Here is a 20,753-nt window from a genome sequence, read left to right as displayed (position 1 = left end):
TACAAGGCCCATTGTATGTTTTGCCAGATCTAATAAGCAGTCATCAGTAATCTCCTTTACAGCTGGATCTGATTCGAATGTATAGCGATGATTATATACCGCGTAATACAGATCATCAAGTTTAGCGTTTGAATAGGAAGCCAATGACTTTACTGATTGTGCTGGGTTTGACATGGCGTAGTAATACCAGTTGTCATTGCATATTTTCTTGAAATTTTTCCCTGAGTCCCAATTATTTCCTACGTAATTTTCATATTCTCCGTGAACCCTTTCCGGAGGCAGAGGACCGCAATGGCTATCTCATCAGATGACCAACAGCACCATAGCCTTCGGGCAACACAGGGGCCTGACTTCACATGTAGATAAGAGGATCAGGCCTCCGTGGGACACCAATTTTGGCATCCACGTTCTAAAGTATATTAATATGAATATATACTACTTATGATCAATTCGTTTATCATTCAGAGGATAGACAGACGACAGAGCCAGCGGAGACGTACGATAGCAACATGTGAGAGGAAAGTCGGACACATTGTTCGGGTGATACGTCTTTTCCTGTACTCACGTCCCCTGAAAAAGATGATGCACCAGAAAAGGCCACTCAAGCGTTGTAGGGGTGCATTATATGCCTGATGTCATAGAGACGATAGTGTTCATCCCCTGCACGAATGAAAAATTCCCTGATGAACGAGGGAAGTATGCCTGGAAAAAACGAATCTGAAGTGAAAAAGAAAAATCGCCCCCTGTCTGAACAGACCGGGATGCCACAACCGACGGCGATGAAGGTCGTCGGCGTGGGCTGCGGCCCGGGCATGCTCACCGGGGAGGCGGCCCGCGTCATTGCGGCCGCCGCCCTCGTCTATGGCTCGGCCCGTGCGATCGCCCTCGCCCGCCCGCATATCCGCGACGGGTGCGAGGTGCACGAGATCGACGACTACAAAGCCCTCCGCTCCCTCCCGGAGGACGCGGTCGTCCTCTCGACAGGCGACCCGATGCTCGCGGGCCTCGGCTATCTCGGCGGCGAGGTGGTGCCCGGCATCTCCTCGATGCAGGTCGCCTTCGCCCGCCTCGGCGTCTCCCAGGTGCGGGGCGTCGTCGTGAACGCCCACGGCAGGGACCACGCGGCGGCGATCGCCCTCGCGGCAGAGGAGATCGGCCGCGGCCGGGTCGTCTTCCTCATCGCCGACCCGGCGTTCTCGGTCCCCGACCTCGCCGCGGCGCTGGACGGCGAGGCGCGTATCGCCGTCTGCGAGGACCTCGGCTACCCTGAGGAGCGGATCGATGTCGGCACGGCGGCCGCCCCGCCGGTGCCGGTGTCCGGCCTCTTCGTCGTGGTCGCGGGGTTCTGAGCCGCGAAATGGACGGGGCCTCCTGGCCCTGAAAAATTCTTTTTTTCGTCGCCGTCTTCACGACCTGTTGCCGGGCGGTCAATACCCCCCCTCTCGATTCGACTTTCGCTCTTTCGGCCCACTTACCTCCCTCTTTTATCCTCTCTCCCCCACCTTCTCCCCGGTGCGGCGTCGCCCGGATCGATGCGGCGGCCCGCACAGGAGGACTGAAAAACATGCAAGAGATCTCAGGATGTCCCGGGTCCGCGGATCAGGGACTGTACGGCCGGAAGACGACAAACTGCAAAGAGGGAGAGAAATGCCGGGCGATGACAGGATAGACGGCAGCCTTCATGACTCCCCGTGCGCCAACACCGGATCCAGGAAGACCGCCACCACCACGTCGGCGTCCTCGGTATTAAGCGCATCGAATGGTGTCCACACCACCGGCCCGGTACCCCTGTACCTCATCGCCCCTACCGTCATGGCCGAGGTGAAGAGGCTCGGCGGCGTGGTCAGCGAGGTGCACGTGACGCGGGGCGGCCGGCACATGTACGGGATCACGGTGGTGGTGCGGGAATGAGTGCCACTCTCCGTCTCGGGTCCGACGACGCCGTCTACCTGCTCGTCGGCCGCGAACGTTACCGGATCGCACCCGACGACCTGCGTGGCCTGATCTTCCACGGCCACGCGGTGCCGGTGACGCGGGAGGGCCCGGCGATCGTGGGCCACGCGGCCGTGAACCCTGCAGGCCGTGCGGTGAAGGTCTTCACGGTCTCCGGCCACTTCATCGTGCCGCTCGTCTCGTTCCGCCGCGTCGCCACGGGCGAGGCCCGTTCGGCCCCGCTGTTTCCCCTGGTGCCGGAGGGGTGGGGATGATCAGGCAGGCCCTTGCCGCCCTGTTTTCCGGCGGCGTGGTGGAGGTGCGGGCCCTCGGCGACTATGCGACGCACTCCGGCTACTTCGACGACTTTGCGAAACTCGCCGCGTCTGCGGAGGCCCTCGACGCCGATCCCGATGTGAAGGGGATCTACGTCACCCTGAACGAGGTGGACCCGGCCCTCCTGGCCCGCAGGGCGAACAGGGTGAAGATGCGCCTCTCGCGGAGCGACGCAACGACCGCGGACGCCGACATCGTCCGCCGCCGCTGGCTGCCCGTCGACCTCGACCCTGTGCGGCCGAGCGGGGTGTCGTCGACGGAGGAGGAGCACGCCGCGGCGCTCCGCCGTGCGGACGCGATCGCCCTCTGGCTCGACGAGCAGGGGTTCCCCCATCCGATCCGCGCCGACTCCGGGAACGGGGCCCACCTCCTCTACCCGATCGACCTTCCGAACGACGACGGGGGACTCGTGAAGGGCGTGCTCGCCACCCTCGACGCGTTGTTCTCCGACGAGACGGTCACTGTCGACACGGCGAACTTCAACGCCGCCCGGATCTGGAAACTCTACGGGACGTGCTCGCGGAAGGGGGACAACACCCCCGGGAGGCCGCACCGGCGGGCGCGGGTCCTCTCGGTGCCCGAGGAGAGGGAGATCGTCACGGCAGAACGCCTCAAGGAGATCGCCACTCGCCTCCCGGTCGAGGCCCCGGCGGCGCCGACGGGCGGGAAGATCAACCTCGCCGCGTGGCTCAGGGAGCACGGCCTCGGGGTGCGGAGCACGCGGCCCTGGCAGGGCGGCACCCTCCATGTCCTGGAGGACTGTCCCTTCTCGACCGCCCACCACGACGGCGCCTTCGCCGTGCAGTTCCCCTCGGGAGCGGTCTATGCCGGCTGCCATCACGCGAGTTGCGGCGGCGGGACGCAGAGGTGGCCGGAGTTGCGGGCCATGCACGAACCGAAAAAAAAGAGGATGAAAGAGGAGGTGCCGCCCCCTCCCCCCTCGCCGCCGGCGCCAGACCCCGCGTACCGCGAGAAAGCCCTCGACATCCTCACCCACAGCGACCCGCTCGCCTTCCTCCTCGACACCTTCACCCGCGAGCATGTCGGCGACAGGACCGTCGCCGAGTGCCTTGTCATGTCCCTCGCCTCGCAGTCTGTCGAGAATACGAACGGCCTCCACGTCTCGGTGTCGGGGAACTCGGGCAAGGGCAAGACCCACGCCTGCACCACCATGCTCAAGCAGGTCCCCGCGGCCTACCGCCTCGCGGGGACGGTGAGCAACAAGGCCCTCTACTACAACGACGCCATGCGGCCGAGCACCGTCTTCCTCTTCGACGACGTCTCCCTCTCCGACGACCTCCAGGAGGTCCTCAAAAGCGCAACGGCGAACTTCAGGGAGAGGATCGAGCACCACACCGTCACCGCAGACAGAAAACTCCAGGTCTGCCGGATCCCGGAGAGGTGCGTCTGGTGGCTCGCGAAAGTGGAGAGCGTCGGCGACGACCAGGTGATGAACAGGATGCTCACCGTCTGGATCGACGACTCGGCCGAGCAGGACGAGAGAGTGCTCAGGCACATGAAAGAGAAGGAAGCCAGAGAGGACGACGGCGACGACGAGGACCCGGCCCTCCCGGTCTGCCGGGCCATCTGGGAGGTGTTGAAGGAGGAACGTCTCCACGTCTCCATCCCGTACGCCGAGAAGGTGCACTTCTCCGCCACGACGAACCGCCGGAACCCCGGCATGCTCTTCGACCTCATCAAGTGCCACGCCCTCCTCCACCGTTTCCAGAGGGAGGCGTACGACGGCGGCATCAGGGCCGACAGGTCTGACTTCGCCGCCGCCGCCAGGATCTACGCCGCGATCAACGGCGAGGCCGGCGGGCAGGAGACGAAACTCACGAAGAACGAATCCGCCGCGCTGGCGACCGTCGAGACGATGGGGTGGGAGCAGTTCACCGTCAGGATGCTCCAGGACGCCCTCGGCCTCTCGTATCACCAGACCCGCCGCATCCTCCATGGCTACGCAAGCCGCGGGACGACCTACTCCGGCCTCCTGGAGAAGTGTCCGGCGATCAGTTACCTCGACACCACGGTCCTGGAGGACAGGGACGGGTGTGCGGTCCGCCGGCGGGAGCACCTCTTCTCCTTCGATCCGAGGATCTACCGACAGTGGGCGCGCGGGGCCGGAGTGTGGATCGATAACGGTGGCGGGGATACGGACCGGGACGGCGGTCCCGGCCCCGACGACCCTTGCAACATTGCAGCAGGTTTCCAGCAGAATTCCAGCACCCGCCGCGAAGATCAGAAGGCGAGGGACGGCCCGGAAACTGACAGTACTAGTACAGATAGAGAGACGCGTCTCTCTCTCAGTACTAGTTTACAGCAAAACACACACACACCCGGTGCCCCCTCTCTCCGGGTGGGTGAGTGTGGGTGTGTGTGCGAAATCAAAAATGCTGGAAGTGATCGGGGGATATCGCCGCACGGGGGAGATAATCTGATTCAAACTATTTCTCATCGTCCGTTGAATGACGTCGCCTTCCGCAAACTGCTGCAAACGGCTGTAAATAAAGGTGGCCTGCTGCAAGAGTCCCTGCCGGGTGTGCTGGAGCACCGGGAGTTCGTCCGGACGAAGACCGACCTCGGGCGGTGCAGTGTGTGCGATGAGGGGAGGGCGGTGTTCCGGTCGGTCGACGGGCGGGCGGTGCTCTGCGAGAGGTGTTATGGTCGGTTGGTGCAGGCGTGGAACGAGAAGAGGGGGTTGGGCGGGTGATCCCCCTCGACCCTCTCCAGACGCCGGCGGTGGTGCTCGGCATGGCGGGTGCGGTCCTCGTGGCCGGCCGAGGGGCGAGGGCGCGGAGGTGTGGGTTTGGGATGTGGGTGACCGGGAATGTGTACGTGATGGTGATGTTCGGGTTTTACTGGGTGACGGCGATCGTGGGGGTGGTGAACCAGATCGGCGAAAGAAGACATAAGAGAATTTGTGATCTCTAAAAAACCTTTATTTGCACTAAAATTTTTTCGATCTCCTTTTAGGGGGGAAGATCGACATCTTGACAGATATCAGGTGAATACAATCGATGGATCCACACGAACAGAACACCCTTTCACTCTCAGAACTGGAATCATGGCTCTTTGAGGCCGCGAACATCCTCCGCGGCCCGATCGACGCGGCTGATTTCAAGACTTACATCTTCCCCCTCCTCTTCCTGAAGCGGATCTGCGATGTTTACGACGAAGAATACGATCTGGCTGTTGCAGAGGCCGATGGGAATATCGAGGAGGCGGAGTACAGGGAGAACTTCCGTTTCCTGATCCCCACGGGCTGCCACTGGAAGACTATCCGGGGACAGAGCGAGGATATCGGGAAGGCGATCCAGGACGCGATGCGGTGTATCGAGCACGCAAACGAGAAGACGCTCAGCCAGATCTTCGGAGATGTGCAGTGGTCGAACAAGGAGCGCCTCTCCGATGCCCTGCTCAAGAACCTGATCGAGCACTTCTCGGAAAAAAACCTCTCAAATGCCTCTGTGGAGCCCGACATCGCCGGGAGGGCCTATGAGTATCTCATCAAGAAATTTGCGGACGAGTCGAATAAGGCGGCCGGCGAGTTCTACACGCCGAGGATGGTCATCACGTTGATGATGCGGATCCTCAAGCCGCAGGAGAGGGAGAGCATCTATGACCCGGCGGTGGGGACGGCCGGGATGCTGCTGGAGGCCCTTTCCTATGTGCAGGAGCATGGGGGGGACATCAACCTCCTCCACCTCTACGGGCAGGAGAAGAATATGACCACCTCCTCGATCGCCCGGATGAACCTGATCCTGCACGGCCGCGAGGATTTCCAGATCGTGCGGGGGGACACGCTCCGGAACCCGGCGTTTGTGGAGCAGGACCGTCTCCAGACCTTCGACTGCGTGGTGGCAAACCCGCCTTTCTCCCTGAAGAAGTGGGGGGAGGAGGTCTGGGAACACGATCCCTATGGCCGGAATTTTGCCGGGATGCCGCCCCAGAGTTATGGCGATTTCGCCTGGGTCCAGCACATGATCGCCTCGATGGCGAAGCCGAACGGGCGGATGGCGATCGTGTTGCCGCAGGGTGCGCTTTTCCGGAAGGGTGCCGAGGGGCGGATCAGAAAGGCGCTCCTGGAGATGGACCTGCTGGAGGCGGTGATCGGTCTTGGACCGAACCTCTTCTACGGGACGACGCTTGCGGCGTGCATTCTGGTTTTCAGGTGGCAGAAGGAGGAGCGTCTCCGGGGCCGGGTGCTCTTCATCGATGCATCGGATGAGTACCAGAAGGGGCGGAACCAGAACCAGCTCTGTCCTGAGCATGTGGGCCGGATCTCTGCCTGGTACGAGGGGTGCCAGGACGTGCCGGGTGCGGTGCGGGTGGCGACGCTCGACGAGATCAGGGGAGAGGACCATAACCTGAACATCTCGCTCTATGTCGAGCCTGTGGTCGAGGAGGACCCGATGACGGTCGAAGAAGGCCTTACACGGGTGAAGGATGCGGCGGCCGCGTGCACCGAGGCCGAGGAGCGGTTGAAGAGGTTGCTTGCCGAGGAGGGGGTGGTCTGAATGGCGCCTGAACCAATCACCCAGGCCGCACTGGAGAAGTATCTCTGGGGGGCGGCGGTGCTGCTCAGGGGCTATATCGATGCGAGCGACTATAAGCAGTACATCTTCCCGCTGCTCTACTTCAAGCGGATCTGCGACTGTTACGACGAGGAGACGGAGCGGGCGCTGGCGGCGTGCGGCGAGGTCTTCCCTGAGGACCACCGCTTCGTGGTGCCGGAGGGGGCGCACTGGCGTGATGTCCGGGCGGTGACCGAGGATGTGGGGGTGGCGGTCCAGGAGGCGATGCACCGGATCGAGGACGCGAACAGGGAGACGCTTGCCGGGATCTTCGGGGACACGTCGTGGACGAACAAGAACTTCCTCTCCGACGCGACGCTCCGCGATCTGGTGGAGCATTTCTCGTCCGAGACGCTCTCCCTTGCCCATGTGCCGCAGGACGAACTGGGGCAGGGCTACGAGTATCTGATCAAGAAGTTTGCTGACGATTCGGGGCATACGGCGGCGGAGTTCTACACGAACCGGACTCTGGTGCGGTTGATGACGCAGATGCTCGACCCGCAGGAGGGGGAGTCGGTGTACGATCCTACCTGCGGGAGCGCGGGGATGCTTCTTGTCGCCGCCCTGCAGGTGCGGGAGCAGGGGAAGGAGTACCGGAGTCTGCGTCTCTTCGGACAGGAGATCAACCTGATCACGTCCTCGATCGGGCGGACGAACCTCCTGCTCCACGGTATCGAGGACTGCACGATTGTGCGGGGCGACACCCTGGCGGGCCCGGCGTTTGTGGAGCAGGACCGTCTGCAGACCTTTGACTGTATTCTTGCCAATCCGCCGTACTCGATCTCGCGCTGGGACAGGGAGGCGTTTTCGAGTGACCGCTGGGGCCGGAACCTCTTCGGGGTGCCGCCGCAGGGGCGTGCGGACTACGCCTTTTTCCAGCATATCATCAGGAGCATGGACCCGGCGACAGGGCGGTGTGCGATCCTCTTCCCGCATGGGGTGCTCTTCCGCGATGCGGAGAGAGAGATGCGTCGTCGGATCGTGGAGGCCGACCTGATCGAGTGTGTGCTGGGCCTCGGGCCGAACCTCTTCTACAACTCGCCGATGGAGGCGTGCGTGATCGTGTGCCGGATGCAGAAACCGCCTGCACGACAGGGCCGGGTCCTCTTCATCAACGCGGTGGACGAGGTGACCCATGAGAAGGCGCAGAGTTTCCTGGAGTCCCGGCATATCGAGAAGATCCTGGCGGCCTACCTGAGCGACGAGGATGTCGAGGGATTTTCCCGCTCTGTGCCGGTCGAGGAGATCCTGGCGAAGGACGCGAACCTGAGCATCCCCCGGTATATCGCCCGGTGCGATGACGGGGCGGTGACACCGACGTTTGCAGGGGTGTATGAGGAGTGGGCGGAGTATGCGACGGAGAAGAGCGACGCGATGGAAGAACTGCGTGCAGTGCTGAAGGAGGTGGGGCTGGATGGGTGATGCAACGGACCTCCCGAGAGGGTGGAGGATGGCCTCGTTTGAGGAGGTTGCCAGGAATGTCAAGAATGTCGTGGACAGAGAGACCTGCGGCCTCGACAAGTTCATCGCAGGGGAACACATGAAGACCGATGATCTCCACATCAGAGAGTGGGGAACCATCGGTGACGATTATCTCGGTCCGGCTTTTCACTGCAAGTTTGAGAAGGGCCAGATCCTCTACGGGTCACGGAGGACCTATCTGAGAAAGGTTGCCATTGCTCCCTTCGACGGGATCTGTGCCAATACCACCTTCGTTATCGAGCCAACGGGCGATATGATGATCCCGGAACTTCTGCCCTTCCTCATGCAGAGCGAGGACTTTACCCAGTATTCGATCCAGCACTCGAAGGGGTCAACGAATCCGTACATCATCTGGCGAGACCTCGCCGCCTACACCTTCCCCCTCCCTCCCATCGAGGAGCAGCGCCGCATTGCGAAGGTGCTCTGGGCGGCGGAGGACGTGATCGTGAAAGACGAGGCGCTCCTCGCCGAGGCCGAGCACTATAAGCAGGTGATGATGCGGGAGTTGTTCTCGAAGGGGATCGGGCATGAGGAGTTTTGGGAGGTGAAGAAGGTTGGCGTGGTGCCGAAGGAGTGGGAAGGGTTACAGATCGGATCTATAAGCGATGTTAAGGGAGGAATTCAGAAAACAAAAGACAGAACTCCAAAAAATAATCCTCGAAGATATCTTACCGTTGCTCATGTTCAAAGAAATTACATCGACTTTAGTGATCCCCGCTATTTTGAAGTTTCCGATGAAGAACTGGAACAATGGAGATTAGTATCTGGAGATGTACTCGTTATTGAAGGGAACGGGAATCAAGACGAAGTTGGTAGAACGGCGATATTTATGGGGGAAGTTAAAGATTGCGTACATCAGAATCATGTAATTCGTGTCCGACCAGATCACGATTTGCTTATCTCCGAATATCTGACATATTTCCTAAATAGTCCTGCTGGACAGCAGATCATAAGAAAACAAAGTATGAGTACAAGTGGTCTATTCACCCTAAGTGTAGGTCGTTTGAAAAAAACTGAAATCCCCCTTCCTCCCCTCCCCGAACAGCGCCAGATCGCCACCATCCTCTCCGCCATCGACGACACCATCGCCGCCGCCCGTGCGAGCGTTGAGGCCTCGAAGGCGCTGAAGATGCGGTTGATCAGTCAATTGCTCTCGCCGTCTGCAGGAGATGATAGTTGATGGATCATTCATACGAAGAAATCAGAAAGGCAGCGATTGATATACTGGCAGGACGGGAGCCGTCATCCTCCCCTACCTCGCAACAATTTGTTTACCTTCGTGATGATGTCAAAGAAGTATTACGGAAGAGGGATGGGTTACCACATGACCCAACGCAAAGAGAAAGGTTGTCTAAGAACGATTTAGCCTTATTGCAGGAAGTTTTCTGGGATCTGTTCAGACAGAATATTATTACCCTCGGGGCAGAGAATGATCCAAATCTGGCATATCCTTTCTTCAGAGTATCCAGTTTTGGAAAGAAAATTCTTGAAAACGAGGATGTCTACTTCTTCCACGATTTAACGAGTTATGAAAATATCATCAGAGAAAGCATCCCCGCCATCGACAGACTCACTGTTTCCTATCTCAAAGAGGCAATGCAGGCGTTTTTAGTGGGATGCAGGCTCTCCTCTGCCGTGATGCTGGGCGTCGCCCTCGAATACACGCTTGATTCTCTGTATGATGTCATCGAAAAGAACAGTAAATACTCTGCCCACTTTGAGAAAGTATCTCAGGAAACAACCCTGCTGAAGAAATTCAACAAATTCAAGCATAAACTCACCGAGATCAAAAAGGATCTCCCTTCCAACCTCAAAGAAGACCTCGACACGAACCTCGACATGATCGTTTCACTCATCAGAAACTATCGCAACGAGTCCGGCCACCCGAGCGGCAAGGTGCTTTCGCGAGAGCAGTGCTACGTCAATCTTCAGTTGTTCATCCCGTGTTGTAAGAGGATCTATGAATTACGGGATTTCTTTGAGAATGATGCGGTATGAAACTGAACGATCTCGGTGTTGTTGATGGTACGATAATCCTTGCCATCATGGGTTTCATTGTTGGGGCGATAATAGGAGAGGTCATTCAAGTGCTGATAACCCAGGTTGTTTTCCCAGACATTACATCGGCGATAACCTCTGCATGTCCTGTTGAGGGGGCATGGAAAGAAGCCCAGGAAAATGTTATCGATTGTGGAAGGATCGCTATTGATACGGCCTTTGGTGTCGGTGGGGCATTATCTTTCGTAACTTTTTTGAATACTACGAATCGTTACTAATCAGGAACATTCCCGCAATCAAATAGAAAAGATAATATTGATGACGACTCTTATTGCTTTTGAATGATTCCGGACCTTAACCAGCATGGAAATCTCCCCGAAGGGATCCATAAGCCTTCGATACCAGAATTTAAACAAAAATACGTTTTAAATTTCAAAAAATCTGCATCCCGTAAAGATATATTTGCGAGATATACCCATTACTGCAATAAAATGATACAATATGATGTGGCTGATCTTCAATGGCTTGACGGAAGTTATACCACCAAAAAGGAAAACCCGGGTGACATTGATTTTGTAACCCATGTGGATGCAATAAAAGTGAATAGCTTAAAAAATGATTCGGATTTCGTCTCTCTACTAAATCATGGAGAGGTCAAGGAAAACTATCGTTGCGACACTTATTTCATCTTTGTCTATCCCAAAGAAGATCCCCGCTATAGTCATACCTTGGCGGGAAAAGAGTATTGGATCAAATGGTTTGGGCATGATCGAGAAATGAATCCCAAAGGATTGATCCAATTTGATCTCTCCTCTCAAGACCATCAGAGCAAGATAATGGAGGAGGCTTATGCCAGTGAAACCTCGTGAACCAATAATTATAAAAGAAGAACTTGAAGATCTTGATTCTCTGATTAACGAGAATATTAGATTATTAGACAATTATCCTGAGGATTTTGCCCTAAAGATTGGTCTTGATAATCTCAAATGTCGGCAGCAGCAGTTATTCAACGAGCTTGAAATGTCATATCGGTCGAATATGATTGATACATATGATATCGTCTTAACAGGAGACGCAGTACGTGGAACTGCGGTTTCGCTCTCCTACTTAGGAGGATCGCTACGTGCACTCCAGGACCTTATTACGGCGTTCGTCCAAAAAGAAAATCAGGGAGATGCCTCTCGGGGGCCAATATCAAATGAAATCAAAAAAATGGCTCAATTAAATGTCATTGCAACTGCAAGCGGATCTTTTCGTGTTATTGTGAGTGGAAATACTCCTACTCTAATTGACGCTCCATCAAAACGAGCACTAATGAAATTCAATGATCTAATAGAATGTGGAAACAACAAAGAAAAAATTAAAAATATAAAACAAATCGTCGGAACCCGCGTGATGAGTAAATACAAAGAATTTCTTGGAGTTCTAAAATCCCATTCGTCCAACGTAACATTATACGATAAATTTGGTCGAGAATACTTTGACACAACTACAATCACGAAAGAAAACGCAGAGAGTATATTCCGTGTTATTGATGAGATGGAAAAAGTTCCGGATAAAGAAGAGACCTATAATGGAACCCTTAAGATGGTTGATCTGTTAAAACGTAAGATTACATTTGTTTTAGAAGATGGAGAGAAGCAAATTAATGGCCACTATAACGAAAAAATTTCAGACTCGACAGTAAAGAAATATTTAGATCAATTTACAACAGTAAAATTTGTAGTCTCAACTCAGTATAATGAAGTCACTGATGAAGAGCATCAAGAATGGGAATTAATTGAATTTGTTCAATCTGCTCTCAGAGATCAATGATCTCATAGTAATTTCCATTCTGTTACTTTGATACTATTTTAGCAAGATTACACAAAATACCGCATCGTCTCCCCCTCCCCTCTCTTCCTTTCCGGCACCACGCCGGGAAACACCCGCTCCAGCAGTTCCCGGTTGAAGTATGCCCGTTCGATCGTATCCCACGACGAGCGGCAGATTGGATCGGGGCCGATCACCCGTTCTCCCTCCTTCGTCAGGCAGAGATCGGGAAACCGTTCAGGCACATAGAGGTCTTCACAGAGAAGCAGTTCGTTCAGGTCCCGGAGGACCGCCCGCCCCTTCGGAGAGTCGGCCGGGACCTCCCCATCGCCGAGGGTGGCGATGGTGTTCTGCACCTCGTGCGAGAGCCGCCCGAACAGATCTCTGGCCGCTATGGTCGGCGTGTCCCGGAGGTGCCCGAGGAACCGCAGCACTGCCGGAAATTCATCGGGCGCAAAAAATGTACCGCCTGACCTGTACACCGGGATCGTCACCCACGACCTGAAGGAGTAATTCGTTTCATTGGCCGGCTGGACCACATCGCTGTCGCTGACGGCGATCCACCGCTGTTCCGTGTCGAACTCCGCGTCATAGTACACCCTCCGCCAATCAGTCAACTCGATCTCCAGCAATGCCGACCCGGTGCCGTCTGGCGACGCCACATGCGCCGGGCGGAAGCACACCTTCTCTACCAGATGGTCCCCCTCCACGTCCCGCACCATCGCCAGGTCCCTGACCGCCGCAAACAGCAGGGTGAAGAGGGGATAGCTCATGCAGGACCCTCCGTCTGCAGAGAAACAGTAGCACCTTGACTCCAGCCCATAGGGCTTCCAGTCCCCGAAGAGGAACACTTCAAGGGCCGCGGGCGACGCCCGGATCAGGGCGAGGATCGGGAGGACCCAGCGTTCGTACTCAACACGTTCATAGTGCTCCAGAATCCCGCTCCGGTAATGTTTCAGCCAGGCATGGCGCTCAAACGTCTGCCTGTTCAGATACTCGATCGCCGCCATCCTCTCCTCCTCAGAGAGACCGTCCGGAAACACCGGGAGCCTGAGCGACACCGTCGGGGAGCATGACTCCTCACCCTGCACATATGCCGCAAACGAGCACGGCGGAACACCCCCGTTCTGGTTCTCCGCACGATAATACTCCTCGAAGACCTTCGGCGCCTCATGGACGTCCCACTCCCTGAGCGGAACCATCCGCCGCATCTCCGCCCCATTTTTGTGGAGGATATACCTGACCAGCCCGGCGTCGGTGTGCTCCTGGACATAGTCGCTCATCGTCACCCGCTGCATCCTGGGGTCGGTGACCATCTCGAAGAAGAATTTCATGACCTGGATGTACGGCTCATACCCCTCCTTCAGATAGTAGTGCGGCGTTTCTCCGCTCTGCCGGGGCGCCTTTATCATCTCAGACCCCAGGATCCCGACTGCACAGAGATCCTCGCAGATCTTTCCGGCCCAGTCCTTTGTGATCGACGTCTTCTCCTGCGGTAAAAAGTATGACTTCCCAAAATCTTCGTGGATCCGTGACGGATACGAATAGAAGCGGTCCTCCCCCTCAGCGGTCGTGATCACGACACCGCATTTTCTCGTCCAATAGGGTTTTTTGTATCCTGTCGTGTTCTCGACAAAATACCTGAGCACCCCCCACTTCTGTTTCGTCATCTCTTCCGGTTCCATAACAGAATCTTCCCTGTCGCTTTCCATGAAAATACCCGTTCATATGTCATCAATGCACCGGATAAGAGGCCGGAAAGCATCGACCCGACCGACCATCAGCAGACGCGTCGACTCTACAGACGGTCACCAGACGCGTCGACCACACCTCTCTCCACCCGACCCTTTCACGGGATTTATCCTGCCGACATTCAGAATTTTATGTGTAGGGAGGTGAATGATGGCAAAGAACACAGCAATGAACCAGAAGGCTGCGGCCCGCGTCCAGTCCCATGCCGACCGGAGTGGAACCAATCAGGGCTTCAAGGCCCGTGCCCAGGCGGCTGCATCGAAGGGGAAGAAGTAAACCCTTCCCTTTCTTTCGCTGGAAACATCCCTCTTTTCTCGCCCCTGCGACCCTCTCCCGACCCAACCGACACCTATATCCATGATGCCACAGGATATCAGGTCAAGAAAGAAGAACCTATTACCATCTTCCGAACAATTGTATACGGGAGCGTGAATATCCATGAACGAGTATCGGAACCCACCCATCGTCGAAGCAGTCTGTGAGTTCCGGTTTTCGTCCGATACGCCGTGGGACCACGACCTCCCCGACCGCTTCTACGACGCCGTCAGAGATCATTTCCCGATCCGCGAGTCCAGAAAGGGACAGAGTCTGGAGATCAAGACAAACACCACCGGCATCGAGGGGCACAGGGTGGAGACGATCGATATACAGGTCTTCCTCGCGAAAGACCGCAAGATGCTCGTCCAGCTCGGCCCGCGGGGACTCTCCATCCACTGCCTCAGGCCCTATCCCTCGTGGGAAGTGTTCGGCCCGATGATCCGCCAGGCCTACGAGACCATCGCCTCCCTTACCGGGGGCATCAGAGGGTTCGACCGCATCGGCCTCCTCTACATCGACAAGATCGAGATCCTGGGAGAGAGAATCAGGCTCGAAGACTACTTCACCTTTTATCCCCATCTGGGTGAGGGACTTCCCCAGGACGTCGAGAACTTCATGGTCGGGTGCGACTTCACCTACAAAGACCGGGACATCTGCCGGCTGAAACTGACCCAGGCGATGCCGGAGAAACAGAACACCCTGGCCTACCTGCTCACCACCGACTACTTCCTTGCACGGAAGGACACCGTGCAACCCGACGACGCATACGCATGGGTGGAAGAGGCGCATACCGAGGTGAAAAACCTCTTCAAAGGCTGCATTACGAAAAAGTTGGAAGAGATCTTTGATCAGGAGGAGTGAATGACAGCATATCTCTCAGGCTATCCCTTCGAGTCCCCGAAGAAGGTCTGGTATTTTGCCGAACTCCCTGAAGAAAAAGCATCGGAAGACTCATGGATAACAAAACTCAGGAACCTCATCATCCGCCTCTTCAGCGACACCTATGCCTGTTATCAGGATCCCTATACCGAAGATGCCCTGGGGGAAAGTGCGAGCCTCTCATATACGGTCGAACAGTCCCTCCTCACAATCCTGGATCTTGTGGATATCGAGATCGCACACCGGGCAGATGTCCTTGAGTATATTCTCCAGAATCCCGGCCTCGACCTGATCACGATGTACGCCTGCCTCCTCACCAAAGATGAATTCGGGCACGACGCAACCATTACCCTCGACCTCTTCCAGGACCCGGAAAGCGACGACCGCTACCTGACCATCTATGTCAGGCAGAAGGAGTACGACCCCACTATCATCGCAAGAATGGACAGAATTTGTGACGAATACGAACCCGCCCTCTGGGGTCAGTCCGGCTGGCTCCTCCTGACCACCGATTACAGGCCCCCCACCTCATAACCATGATTTTTTCCTGGTCGCAGTTCGTTGAGATTGCCGAACATCTCAAAAAACAGGGCGATGACAACCTGATCCCACAGGAGGCCGCATACCGCTGTTCAGTGAGCAGAGCGTATTACGGTGCCTATCGCCATGCCCAGAACTACGCGAAGGATACCTGGGGGTACGTGCCGGAAATCGACGGCACCGACCATAAAAATTTGAGAGAGCGATTTAAAGGCGAAAATATGGCAGATATTGCCCGTCACCTCAGTCGCCTTCACCAGTGGCGGAAAGATTGTGATTATAACGAACCCTTCCAGAAAATAGTCAATGTATCCAGTTGCGTGCGCGATTCAATCTCTGAAGCTCATCAGATCATTAATGCCCTCAAATGACCCCCCAGAAAGAACCATATCGAAAATACAATAACCCTGAGCCACTATTCTCTCTATCAATTGCCTTTCGAGCAATATTTTATCCATCGAGATGACCTCCCATGAGTTTTGACGAAGCAAACACCGCCCGCGACGGCCTCCGGGACCACCTGAAGCAGAACGGGTGGACATACATCCCCGCCGCCACCCTTCCCCGCACAGAGGGAGACGTGCTGGTCGAACCCTACCTCAAAACCGCTCTCATCAGGCTCAACCCCGAGATCGCCCGCCAGCCCGACCGGGCCGACGAGGTCATCTACCGTCTCAGGGCCATCCTCCTCGCCGTGCAGGGCGAAGGACTCGTAAGGGCCAACGAACGCTTCGCCGAGATCATCTGCGGCGGCCTCTCCATGCCCTTCGGCGAGAACTACCGCTATGTCCCGGTGAAGATCATCGACTTCGCCCACCCGGCCAGCAACCACTTCGTCACCACCACCGAATACTCCTATGCCGGCGCCGTCACCAGACGGGCCGACAACGTCCTCCTCGTCAACGGCATCCCGCTCGTCGTCGGCGAATGTAAAACCCCCGTCCGCCCGGCGATCAGCTGGATCGACGCCGCCGAACAGATCCATGACGACTATGAGGTGAACGTCCCGGCACTCTTCGTCCCTGGCATCTTCTCCTTCGCCACCGAAGGCAAGAAATTCTATTACGGCGCCGTCCGTGCTCCCCTCGATGCCTGGGCCCCCTGGAAAGAGGACGAAGACGAGGAGACCCCCTCCCCCATCGCCGACGTCATGGACACCGCCATGAACCTCCTCGCCCCCGCAACCGTCCTCGACATCCTCAAGAACTACACCCTCTATGCCACCGACGCACAGAACCGGAAGATCAAGATCGTCTGCCGCCACCAGCAGTACGATGCCGGCAACAAGATCGTCAACCGCGTCGTGGACGGCCGGATCAAAAAAGGGCTCATCTGGCACTTCCAGGGCTCGGGGAAATCCTTCCTCATGGTCTTCGCCGCCCAGAAACTCCGTCTCCACCCGGCCCTCAGAAACCCGACCGTGATCGTCGTCGTGGACCGGACCGACCTCGACACCCAGATCAACGCCACCTTCCACACCACCGACATCCCCAACACCGTCAACGCCGGCAGCCGGGAAGACCTCAGGCGCCTCCTTTCCCAGGACACCAGAAAGATCATCATCACCACCATCCACAAGTTCGCCGAGGCCGACGGCGTCCTCAACGACCGGGCCAACATCATCCTCCTCTGCGACGAGGCCCACCGCACACAGGAGGGCGACCTCGGCCAGAAGATGCGGGAGGCCCTCCCTAATGCCTTCCTCTTCGGCCTCACCGGCACCCCCATCAACGAGGTGGACCGCAACACCTTCCGGGCCTTCGGAGCAACGGAGGACGAGTCAGGATACCTCAGCATCTACTCGCCCGAGGACGCCATGCGAGACGGCGCCACACTTCCCCTCCACTTCGAGCCCCGTCTCATCGAGTACCATATCGATCGGGAGGGGATCGACGAGGCCTTCTCCACCCTCACCGACTCCCTTGAGGAAGACGAGACACGGGACCTGATCCGGAGGGCCAGCCGCCGGTCCACCTTCGTCCATGCCCGTGAACGGATTGAACGGGTGGCCGAGGACATCGTGCGTCATTTCAAGGAATCGGTCGAGCCGCATGGCTTCAAGGCGATGATCGTCTGTTATGACCGGCAGTCCTGCGTCCAGTACAAAGAGGCCCTCGATAAACTCCTCCCGCCCGAGGCGTCGGATATTGTCATGACCCTCGGCCGCAGCGACCCCGACGAGTGGAAGCACCGCTGGGATCGGAGCAAGGAGGACGAGGAGAAACTCCTCGACCGCTACCGTGACCCGCTCGACCCCCTGCAGTTTGTCATCGTCACCGCCAAACTCCTCACCGGCTTTGACGCACCCGTCCTCCAGACGATGTACCTCGACAAACTCATGAAGAACCACACTCTCCTGCAGGCGATCTGCCGGACCAACCGGCCCTATTCAGGCAAGTCCTTCGGGTTGATCGTGGACTACATCGGGGTCTTCGACGAGGTGGCCAGATCCCTCGCCTTCGACGAGAAGAGGATGAGAGAGATCGTCACCAACATCGACAGCCTGAAAGACCAGTTCCCCCAGATGCTCGCGGCCTGCCTCGCCCATTTTCCCGGTGTCGACCGGGGTGTGAACGGGTGGGAGGGACTCATCGCCGCCCAGCAGTGCATCCCGACCAACGAGGCACGCGATGCCTTCGCCCTCGATTATATCAACCTTGCAAAACTCTGGGAGGCCATGTCGCCTGACCCCTTCCTGGCGACATACAAGGGGGACTACCGCTGGCTTACCCAGGTCTATGAATCGGTGAGGCCGGTCAACTGTGCAGGCCGTCTCCTCTGGAAGAAACTGGGGGCGAAGACCATCGAGATCATCCATGAAAATGTGCACGTCGAAGGGATCAGGGACGACTTCGACGAGATCGTGATCGATGAGGATACGGTGAGGGATCTGCTGGAGAACAGGGACGAGCACACGATCAAGAAACTGGAGATCCAGATCATCAAGCGCCTCAGGAAACATGCCAACAATCCGGCATTCGTCAGGCTTGGGGAGCGTCTGGAGCAGATCAAAGAGCAGTACGAGCGTGGGTTCATCGACAGTCTGGAATTTCTGAAGTCCCTCATCCAGCTCGCACGCGATGTGGTGCAGGCCGAGAAAGAGGTTGAAACGGTCGAGGAACAGCAGCAGGCGAAGGCTGCCCTGACCGAACTTTTTGAGGAGGCGCGGACCGATACGACGCCGGTGATCATCGAGAGAATTGTCACCGACATCGACGCGGTGGTGCGGGCGGTCAGGTTCGATGGCTGGCAGCAGAGCAACCCGGGGGAGCGGGACGTGAAGAAGGCCCTCCGGGGGGCGCTCAGAAAATACCAGTTGCAGAACGATCAGGATCTCTTCGACAGGGCGTATGAATATATCAGGCAGTATTATTGAGGGGATGGAAATGCCGCTTGACTGGAACAGTGTGATGAGAAGGTATCAGGAAAATCCGGAAACAGAGACAATTAACCGAAAAAAAGTAACGATTGCAAGGGTCACGGCCAGTTCTGTGTACATCAAGCTCCCCTCGGGCAAACAGAGTATGAGCAGGAAAAACCTGGAGAGAGCCGTAGAGAAGATCGAAGGGGGGTTACGTATCTCCTCTCCGACTGACTATAGACGTGACGTTGCAGATGAAAGGCCTGCATATGCCTGGGCGATCCTTCATGTTCTGGGATATCTCCCCTGATCATTACTCCGCCACGTTTTCCCCTCTTCTGCTCTCCTGAGCACCACACCCCGATCTCACTTTTTCCTGTACACATTCAGCCCGATCTTGACCTCCTCGTCCCCCGGCACCGAGACATTCCCCTCCGTGGACGCGATCGTGATCGACTTCCCTGACTTCGACTCCCCGAAATCCTTCGAGAGGTCGACCGTGATCACCAGCCTATCCCCGTCCCGTTTCATATCGACGTTTTTCATCGTCGGCACCTCCTGTACACCGATGCGGCAACGTCCCCGATGAAGCTGCCGAAACAGGAGCGACCACCTCCCCCACGCCATCCCCCCCGTTTAATACCCATCCAGAACCACCTCTCCCCATGAAACCGTCCTTCCCCCTCATCTCCCTCACCATCGTCCTCGCCCTCCTGCTCGCCGCCGCCGGGTGCACCGGGTCGTCCTCCCTCCCCTCCGTGTACATCCTGTACGGGTCGGATATTGGCGACCTCTCGTACACCGACACCGCACACCAGGGCCTGCTCGCGGCGCACGACACCCTGTCGTTCACCGCACGGGAGTTCACGCCCCGCGACTGCGACACCCTCCCCGGCCTTCTCGCCGGCACGGAAAAACCCGGCCTCGTCATAACGGTCGGCTACCAGTACGCCAACCTCACCCGCCAGCTCGCGCAGGACCACCCTGACATCAGGTTCCTCGCCGTCGACCAGGCGGGCATCGGGTCCGACAATGTCAGGGCATACGAGTTCGTCTCCTACGGCGACAGTTACCTGGCCGGCGTCCTTGCGGCCTCGGCGACGCGGACCGGGCGGGTCGGCATCATCCTCGGCACGCAGTCCGACCTCCTCGATACGTTCCTCCGGGGATACACGGACGGCGCCCGTGCCGTCAACGCGTCGGTCGTGGTGGACCATGCCTATGTGCGGCAGCACTCCACCGACGGGTTCACCGATCCCGGAGAGGCGGGCCGGATTGCCGAAAGGATGTACGGCACCGGGACCGACGTGATCTTCACGTGCGCCGGGTATTCCAGCATGGGAGTGTTCGATGCGGCAGGGAATGCCACCGGCCGGTATATTATCGGGACCGACACCGACCAGTCGCCGCTCGGCCCGGACGTCGTGCTCGCGTCCGCAATAAAGCGGGTCGACCGCGTCGTCTCCACCGGCATCGCGGAGCACCTGAACGGTACGTTCACCGGCGGCGACCAGGTCGCCGGGCTCGAAGACGGTGCGACCGGCATCGTCGTCAACCCGAGGTTCGCCGTCTACAACGAGACCGTCAGCGCGTGGGAGGTGCGGGCGCAGGACGCGGAAGAGGCATACCTCCGCCGCTCCGTGCCGGAGAGCGGATTTTCCCTCAACCAGTCCGTTCGGCCGGGCGACGATACGCCTGCGTCAATGACGCCCTGATACGGGAGCACCCCATCCCGGCCGACAGGGAGAGAGTCTCGACCCTGAACG

At 57.6% G+C, this 20,753-nt stretch carries 21 protein-coding genes; 19 read left to right on the top strand and 2 right to left on the bottom strand.

The window, feature by feature from the left end:
- The first annotated feature begins 779 nt into the window (after positions 1-779).
- The 12 genes from BP869_RS03500 to BP869_RS03445 all read left to right on the top strand — a co-directional run bounded on the left by BP869_RS03500 (position 780) and on the right by BP869_RS03445 (position 12,140).
- Positions 780-1,349, top strand: coding sequence for a cobalt-precorrin-7 (C(5))-methyltransferase (locus tag BP869_RS03500; protein WP_342677399.1), 570 nt, complete (start codon positions 780-782; stop codon positions 1,347-1,349).
- 298 nt (positions 1,350-1,647) lie between these two features.
- A complete protein-coding gene (locus tag BP869_RS03495) occupies positions 1,648-1,911 on the top strand; it encodes a hypothetical protein (RefSeq protein WP_342676930.1) in 264 nt (87 codons plus the stop codon).
- Positions 1,908-2,207, top strand: a complete 300-nt coding sequence (locus BP869_RS03490; protein WP_342676928.1) for a hypothetical protein — start codon at positions 1,908-1,910, stop codon at positions 2,205-2,207. Before BP869_RS03495 ends, BP869_RS03490 begins: the two co-directional genes overlap by 4 nt.
- On the top strand, positions 2,204-4,981 hold the full coding sequence (locus tag BP869_RS03485) for a hypothetical protein (RefSeq protein ID WP_342676926.1): 2,778 nt from the start codon (positions 2,204-2,206) through the stop codon (positions 4,979-4,981). The genes BP869_RS03490 and BP869_RS03485 overlap by 4 nt, the downstream gene beginning before the upstream one ends.
- Entirely contained in the window at positions 4,951-5,202 is a 252-nt protein-coding gene (locus BP869_RS03480; RefSeq protein ID WP_342676924.1) for a hypothetical protein, read from the top strand. The genes BP869_RS03485 and BP869_RS03480 overlap by 31 nt, the downstream gene beginning before the upstream one ends.
- Before the next feature lie 86 nt (positions 5,203-5,288).
- Positions 5,289-6,788 (top strand): class I SAM-dependent DNA methyltransferase, encoded by a 1,500-nt coding sequence (locus BP869_RS03475; protein WP_342676922.1) that lies wholly within the window; start codon positions 5,289-5,291, stop codon positions 6,786-6,788.
- Complete coding sequence (locus BP869_RS03470; RefSeq protein ID WP_342676920.1) at positions 6,789-8,267, top strand: class I SAM-dependent DNA methyltransferase; 1,479 nt, start codon at positions 6,789-6,791, stop codon at positions 8,265-8,267. It begins immediately after the preceding gene.
- Entirely contained in the window at positions 8,260-9,507 is a 1,248-nt protein-coding gene (locus BP869_RS03465; protein WP_342676918.1) for a restriction endonuclease subunit S, read from the top strand. The genes BP869_RS03470 and BP869_RS03465 overlap by 8 nt, the downstream gene beginning before the upstream one ends.
- Positions 9,507-10,325, top strand: a complete 819-nt coding sequence (locus BP869_RS03460; protein WP_342676916.1) for a hypothetical protein — start codon at positions 9,507-9,509, stop codon at positions 10,323-10,325. The genes BP869_RS03465 and BP869_RS03460 overlap by 1 nt, the downstream gene beginning before the upstream one ends.
- On the top strand, positions 10,322-10,603 hold the full coding sequence (locus BP869_RS03455; RefSeq protein WP_342676915.1) for a hypothetical protein: 282 nt from the start codon (positions 10,322-10,324) through the stop codon (positions 10,601-10,603). Before BP869_RS03460 ends, BP869_RS03455 begins: the two co-directional genes overlap by 4 nt.
- A gap of 63 nt (positions 10,604-10,666) precedes the next feature.
- Positions 10,667-11,194: a DUF6932 family protein gene (locus tag BP869_RS03450; protein ID WP_342676914.1), complete on the top strand. Its 528-nt coding sequence runs from the start codon at positions 10,667-10,669 to the stop codon at positions 11,192-11,194.
- Positions 11,175-12,140 carry a hypothetical protein gene (locus BP869_RS03445; protein WP_342676912.1) on the top strand — a complete coding sequence of 322 codons (966 nt, stop codon included), beginning with the start codon at positions 11,175-11,177 and terminating at the stop codon, positions 12,138-12,140. Before BP869_RS03450 ends, BP869_RS03445 begins: the two co-directional genes overlap by 20 nt.
- 47 nt (positions 12,141-12,187) lie before the next feature.
- Here the strand turns inward: BP869_RS03445 and BP869_RS03440 are convergent, their stop codons facing one another.
- Complete coding sequence (locus BP869_RS03440; protein WP_342676910.1) at positions 12,188-13,822, bottom strand: hypothetical protein; 1,635 nt, start codon at positions 13,820-13,822, stop codon at positions 12,188-12,190.
- 217 nt (positions 13,823-14,039) lie between these two features.
- Between BP869_RS03440 and BP869_RS03435 the strand changes: the two genes are divergently transcribed.
- The 6 genes from BP869_RS03435 to BP869_RS03410 all read left to right on the top strand — a co-directional run bounded on the left by BP869_RS03435 (position 14,040) and on the right by BP869_RS03410 (position 19,297).
- Positions 14,040-14,165 carry a hypothetical protein gene (locus BP869_RS03435; RefSeq protein WP_342676908.1) on the top strand — a complete coding sequence of 42 codons (126 nt, stop codon included), beginning with the start codon at positions 14,040-14,042 and terminating at the stop codon, positions 14,163-14,165.
- Between the two features lie 162 nt (positions 14,166-14,327).
- Positions 14,328-15,068: a TIGR04255 family protein gene (locus BP869_RS03430; protein ID WP_342676906.1), complete on the top strand. Its 741-nt coding sequence runs from the start codon at positions 14,328-14,330 to the stop codon at positions 15,066-15,068.
- Positions 15,069-15,620 (top strand): hypothetical protein, encoded by a 552-nt coding sequence (locus tag BP869_RS03425; protein ID WP_342676904.1) that lies wholly within the window; start codon positions 15,069-15,071, stop codon positions 15,618-15,620.
- 2 nt (positions 15,621-15,622) lie between these two features.
- The gene (locus BP869_RS03420; protein ID WP_342676902.1) at positions 15,623-15,997 is read left to right on the top strand and encodes a hypothetical protein; all 375 of its coding nucleotides are present in this window, start codon (positions 15,623-15,625) and stop codon (positions 15,995-15,997) included.
- Between the two features lie 101 nt (positions 15,998-16,098).
- Positions 16,099-19,002, top strand: a complete 2,904-nt coding sequence (locus BP869_RS03415) for an HsdR family type I site-specific deoxyribonuclease (protein ID WP_342676901.1) — start codon at positions 16,099-16,101, stop codon at positions 19,000-19,002.
- Between the two features lie 10 nt (positions 19,003-19,012).
- Positions 19,013-19,297: a hypothetical protein gene (locus BP869_RS03410; RefSeq protein ID WP_342676899.1), complete on the top strand. Its 285-nt coding sequence runs from the start codon at positions 19,013-19,015 to the stop codon at positions 19,295-19,297.
- A gap of 56 nt (positions 19,298-19,353) precedes the next feature.
- Here BP869_RS03410 and BP869_RS03405 read toward each other — a convergent pair whose 3' ends face one another.
- Positions 19,354-19,533, bottom strand: a complete 180-nt coding sequence (locus BP869_RS03405) for a hypothetical protein (protein WP_342676897.1) — start codon at positions 19,531-19,533, stop codon at positions 19,354-19,356.
- 119 nt (positions 19,534-19,652) lie between these two features.
- On the opposite strand from BP869_RS03405, the gene BP869_RS03400 reads away from it, so the two are divergent.
- Positions 19,653-20,702: a BMP family ABC transporter substrate-binding protein gene (locus BP869_RS03400; protein ID WP_342676895.1), complete on the top strand. Its 1,050-nt coding sequence runs from the start codon at positions 19,653-19,655 to the stop codon at positions 20,700-20,702.
- Positions 20,703-20,753 lie beyond the last annotated feature (51 nt).

This window comes from Methanofollis sp. UBA420 (assembly GCF_002498315.1).
In the GTDB taxonomy this organism is placed as follows: Archaea; Halobacteriota; Methanomicrobia; order Methanomicrobiales; family Methanofollaceae; genus Methanofollis.
This window is presented reverse-complemented; position numbering and strand designations above follow the sequence as displayed.

Bases quoted from the DNA above. Each gene is read 5' to 3' on its own strand.
- BP869_RS03500 (WP_342677399.1), top strand. From the start codon at position 780: ATGAAGGTCGTCGGCGTGGGCTGCGGCCCGGGCATGCTCACCGGGGAG.
- BP869_RS03495 (WP_342676930.1), top strand. From the start codon at position 1,648: ATGCCGGGCGATGACAGGATAGACGGCAGCCTTCATGACTCCCCGTGC.
- BP869_RS03490 (WP_342676928.1), top strand. From the start codon at position 1,908: ATGAGTGCCACTCTCCGTCTCGGGTCCGACGACGCCGTCTACCTGCTC.
- BP869_RS03485 (WP_342676926.1), top strand. From the start codon at position 2,204: ATGATCAGGCAGGCCCTTGCCGCCCTGTTTTCCGGCGGCGTGGTGGAG.
- BP869_RS03475 (WP_342676922.1), top strand. From the start codon at position 5,289: ATGGATCCACACGAACAGAACACCCTTTCACTCTCAGAACTGGAATCA.
- BP869_RS03470 (WP_342676920.1), top strand. From the start codon at position 6,789: ATGGCGCCTGAACCAATCACCCAGGCCGCACTGGAGAAGTATCTCTGG.
- BP869_RS03465 (WP_342676918.1), top strand. From the start codon at position 8,260: ATGGGTGATGCAACGGACCTCCCGAGAGGGTGGAGGATGGCCTCGTTT.
- BP869_RS03460 (WP_342676916.1), top strand. From the start codon at position 9,507: ATGGATCATTCATACGAAGAAATCAGAAAGGCAGCGATTGATATACTG.
- BP869_RS03455 (WP_342676915.1), top strand. From the start codon at position 10,322: ATGAAACTGAACGATCTCGGTGTTGTTGATGGTACGATAATCCTTGCC.
- BP869_RS03450 (WP_342676914.1), top strand. From the start codon at position 10,667: ATGATTCCGGACCTTAACCAGCATGGAAATCTCCCCGAAGGGATCCAT.
- BP869_RS03445 (WP_342676912.1), top strand. From the start codon at position 11,175: ATGCCAGTGAAACCTCGTGAACCAATAATTATAAAAGAAGAACTTGAA.
- BP869_RS03440 (WP_342676910.1), bottom strand. From the start codon at position 13,822: ATGGAACCGGAAGAGATGACGAAACAGAAGTGGGGGGTGCTCAGGTAT.
- BP869_RS03435 (WP_342676908.1), top strand. From the start codon at position 14,040: ATGGCAAAGAACACAGCAATGAACCAGAAGGCTGCGGCCCGCGTCCAG.
- BP869_RS03430 (WP_342676906.1), top strand. From the start codon at position 14,328: ATGAACGAGTATCGGAACCCACCCATCGTCGAAGCAGTCTGTGAGTTC.
- BP869_RS03425 (WP_342676904.1), top strand. From the start codon at position 15,069: ATGACAGCATATCTCTCAGGCTATCCCTTCGAGTCCCCGAAGAAGGTC.
- BP869_RS03420 (WP_342676902.1), top strand. From the start codon at position 15,623: ATGATTTTTTCCTGGTCGCAGTTCGTTGAGATTGCCGAACATCTCAAA.
- BP869_RS03415 (WP_342676901.1), top strand. From the start codon at position 16,099: ATGAGTTTTGACGAAGCAAACACCGCCCGCGACGGCCTCCGGGACCAC.
- BP869_RS03410 (WP_342676899.1), top strand. From the start codon at position 19,013: ATGCCGCTTGACTGGAACAGTGTGATGAGAAGGTATCAGGAAAATCCG.
- BP869_RS03405 (WP_342676897.1), bottom strand. From the start codon at position 19,533: ATGAAAAACGTCGATATGAAACGGGACGGGGATAGGCTGGTGATCACG.
- BP869_RS03400 (WP_342676895.1), top strand. From the start codon at position 19,653: ATGAAACCGTCCTTCCCCCTCATCTCCCTCACCATCGTCCTCGCCCTC.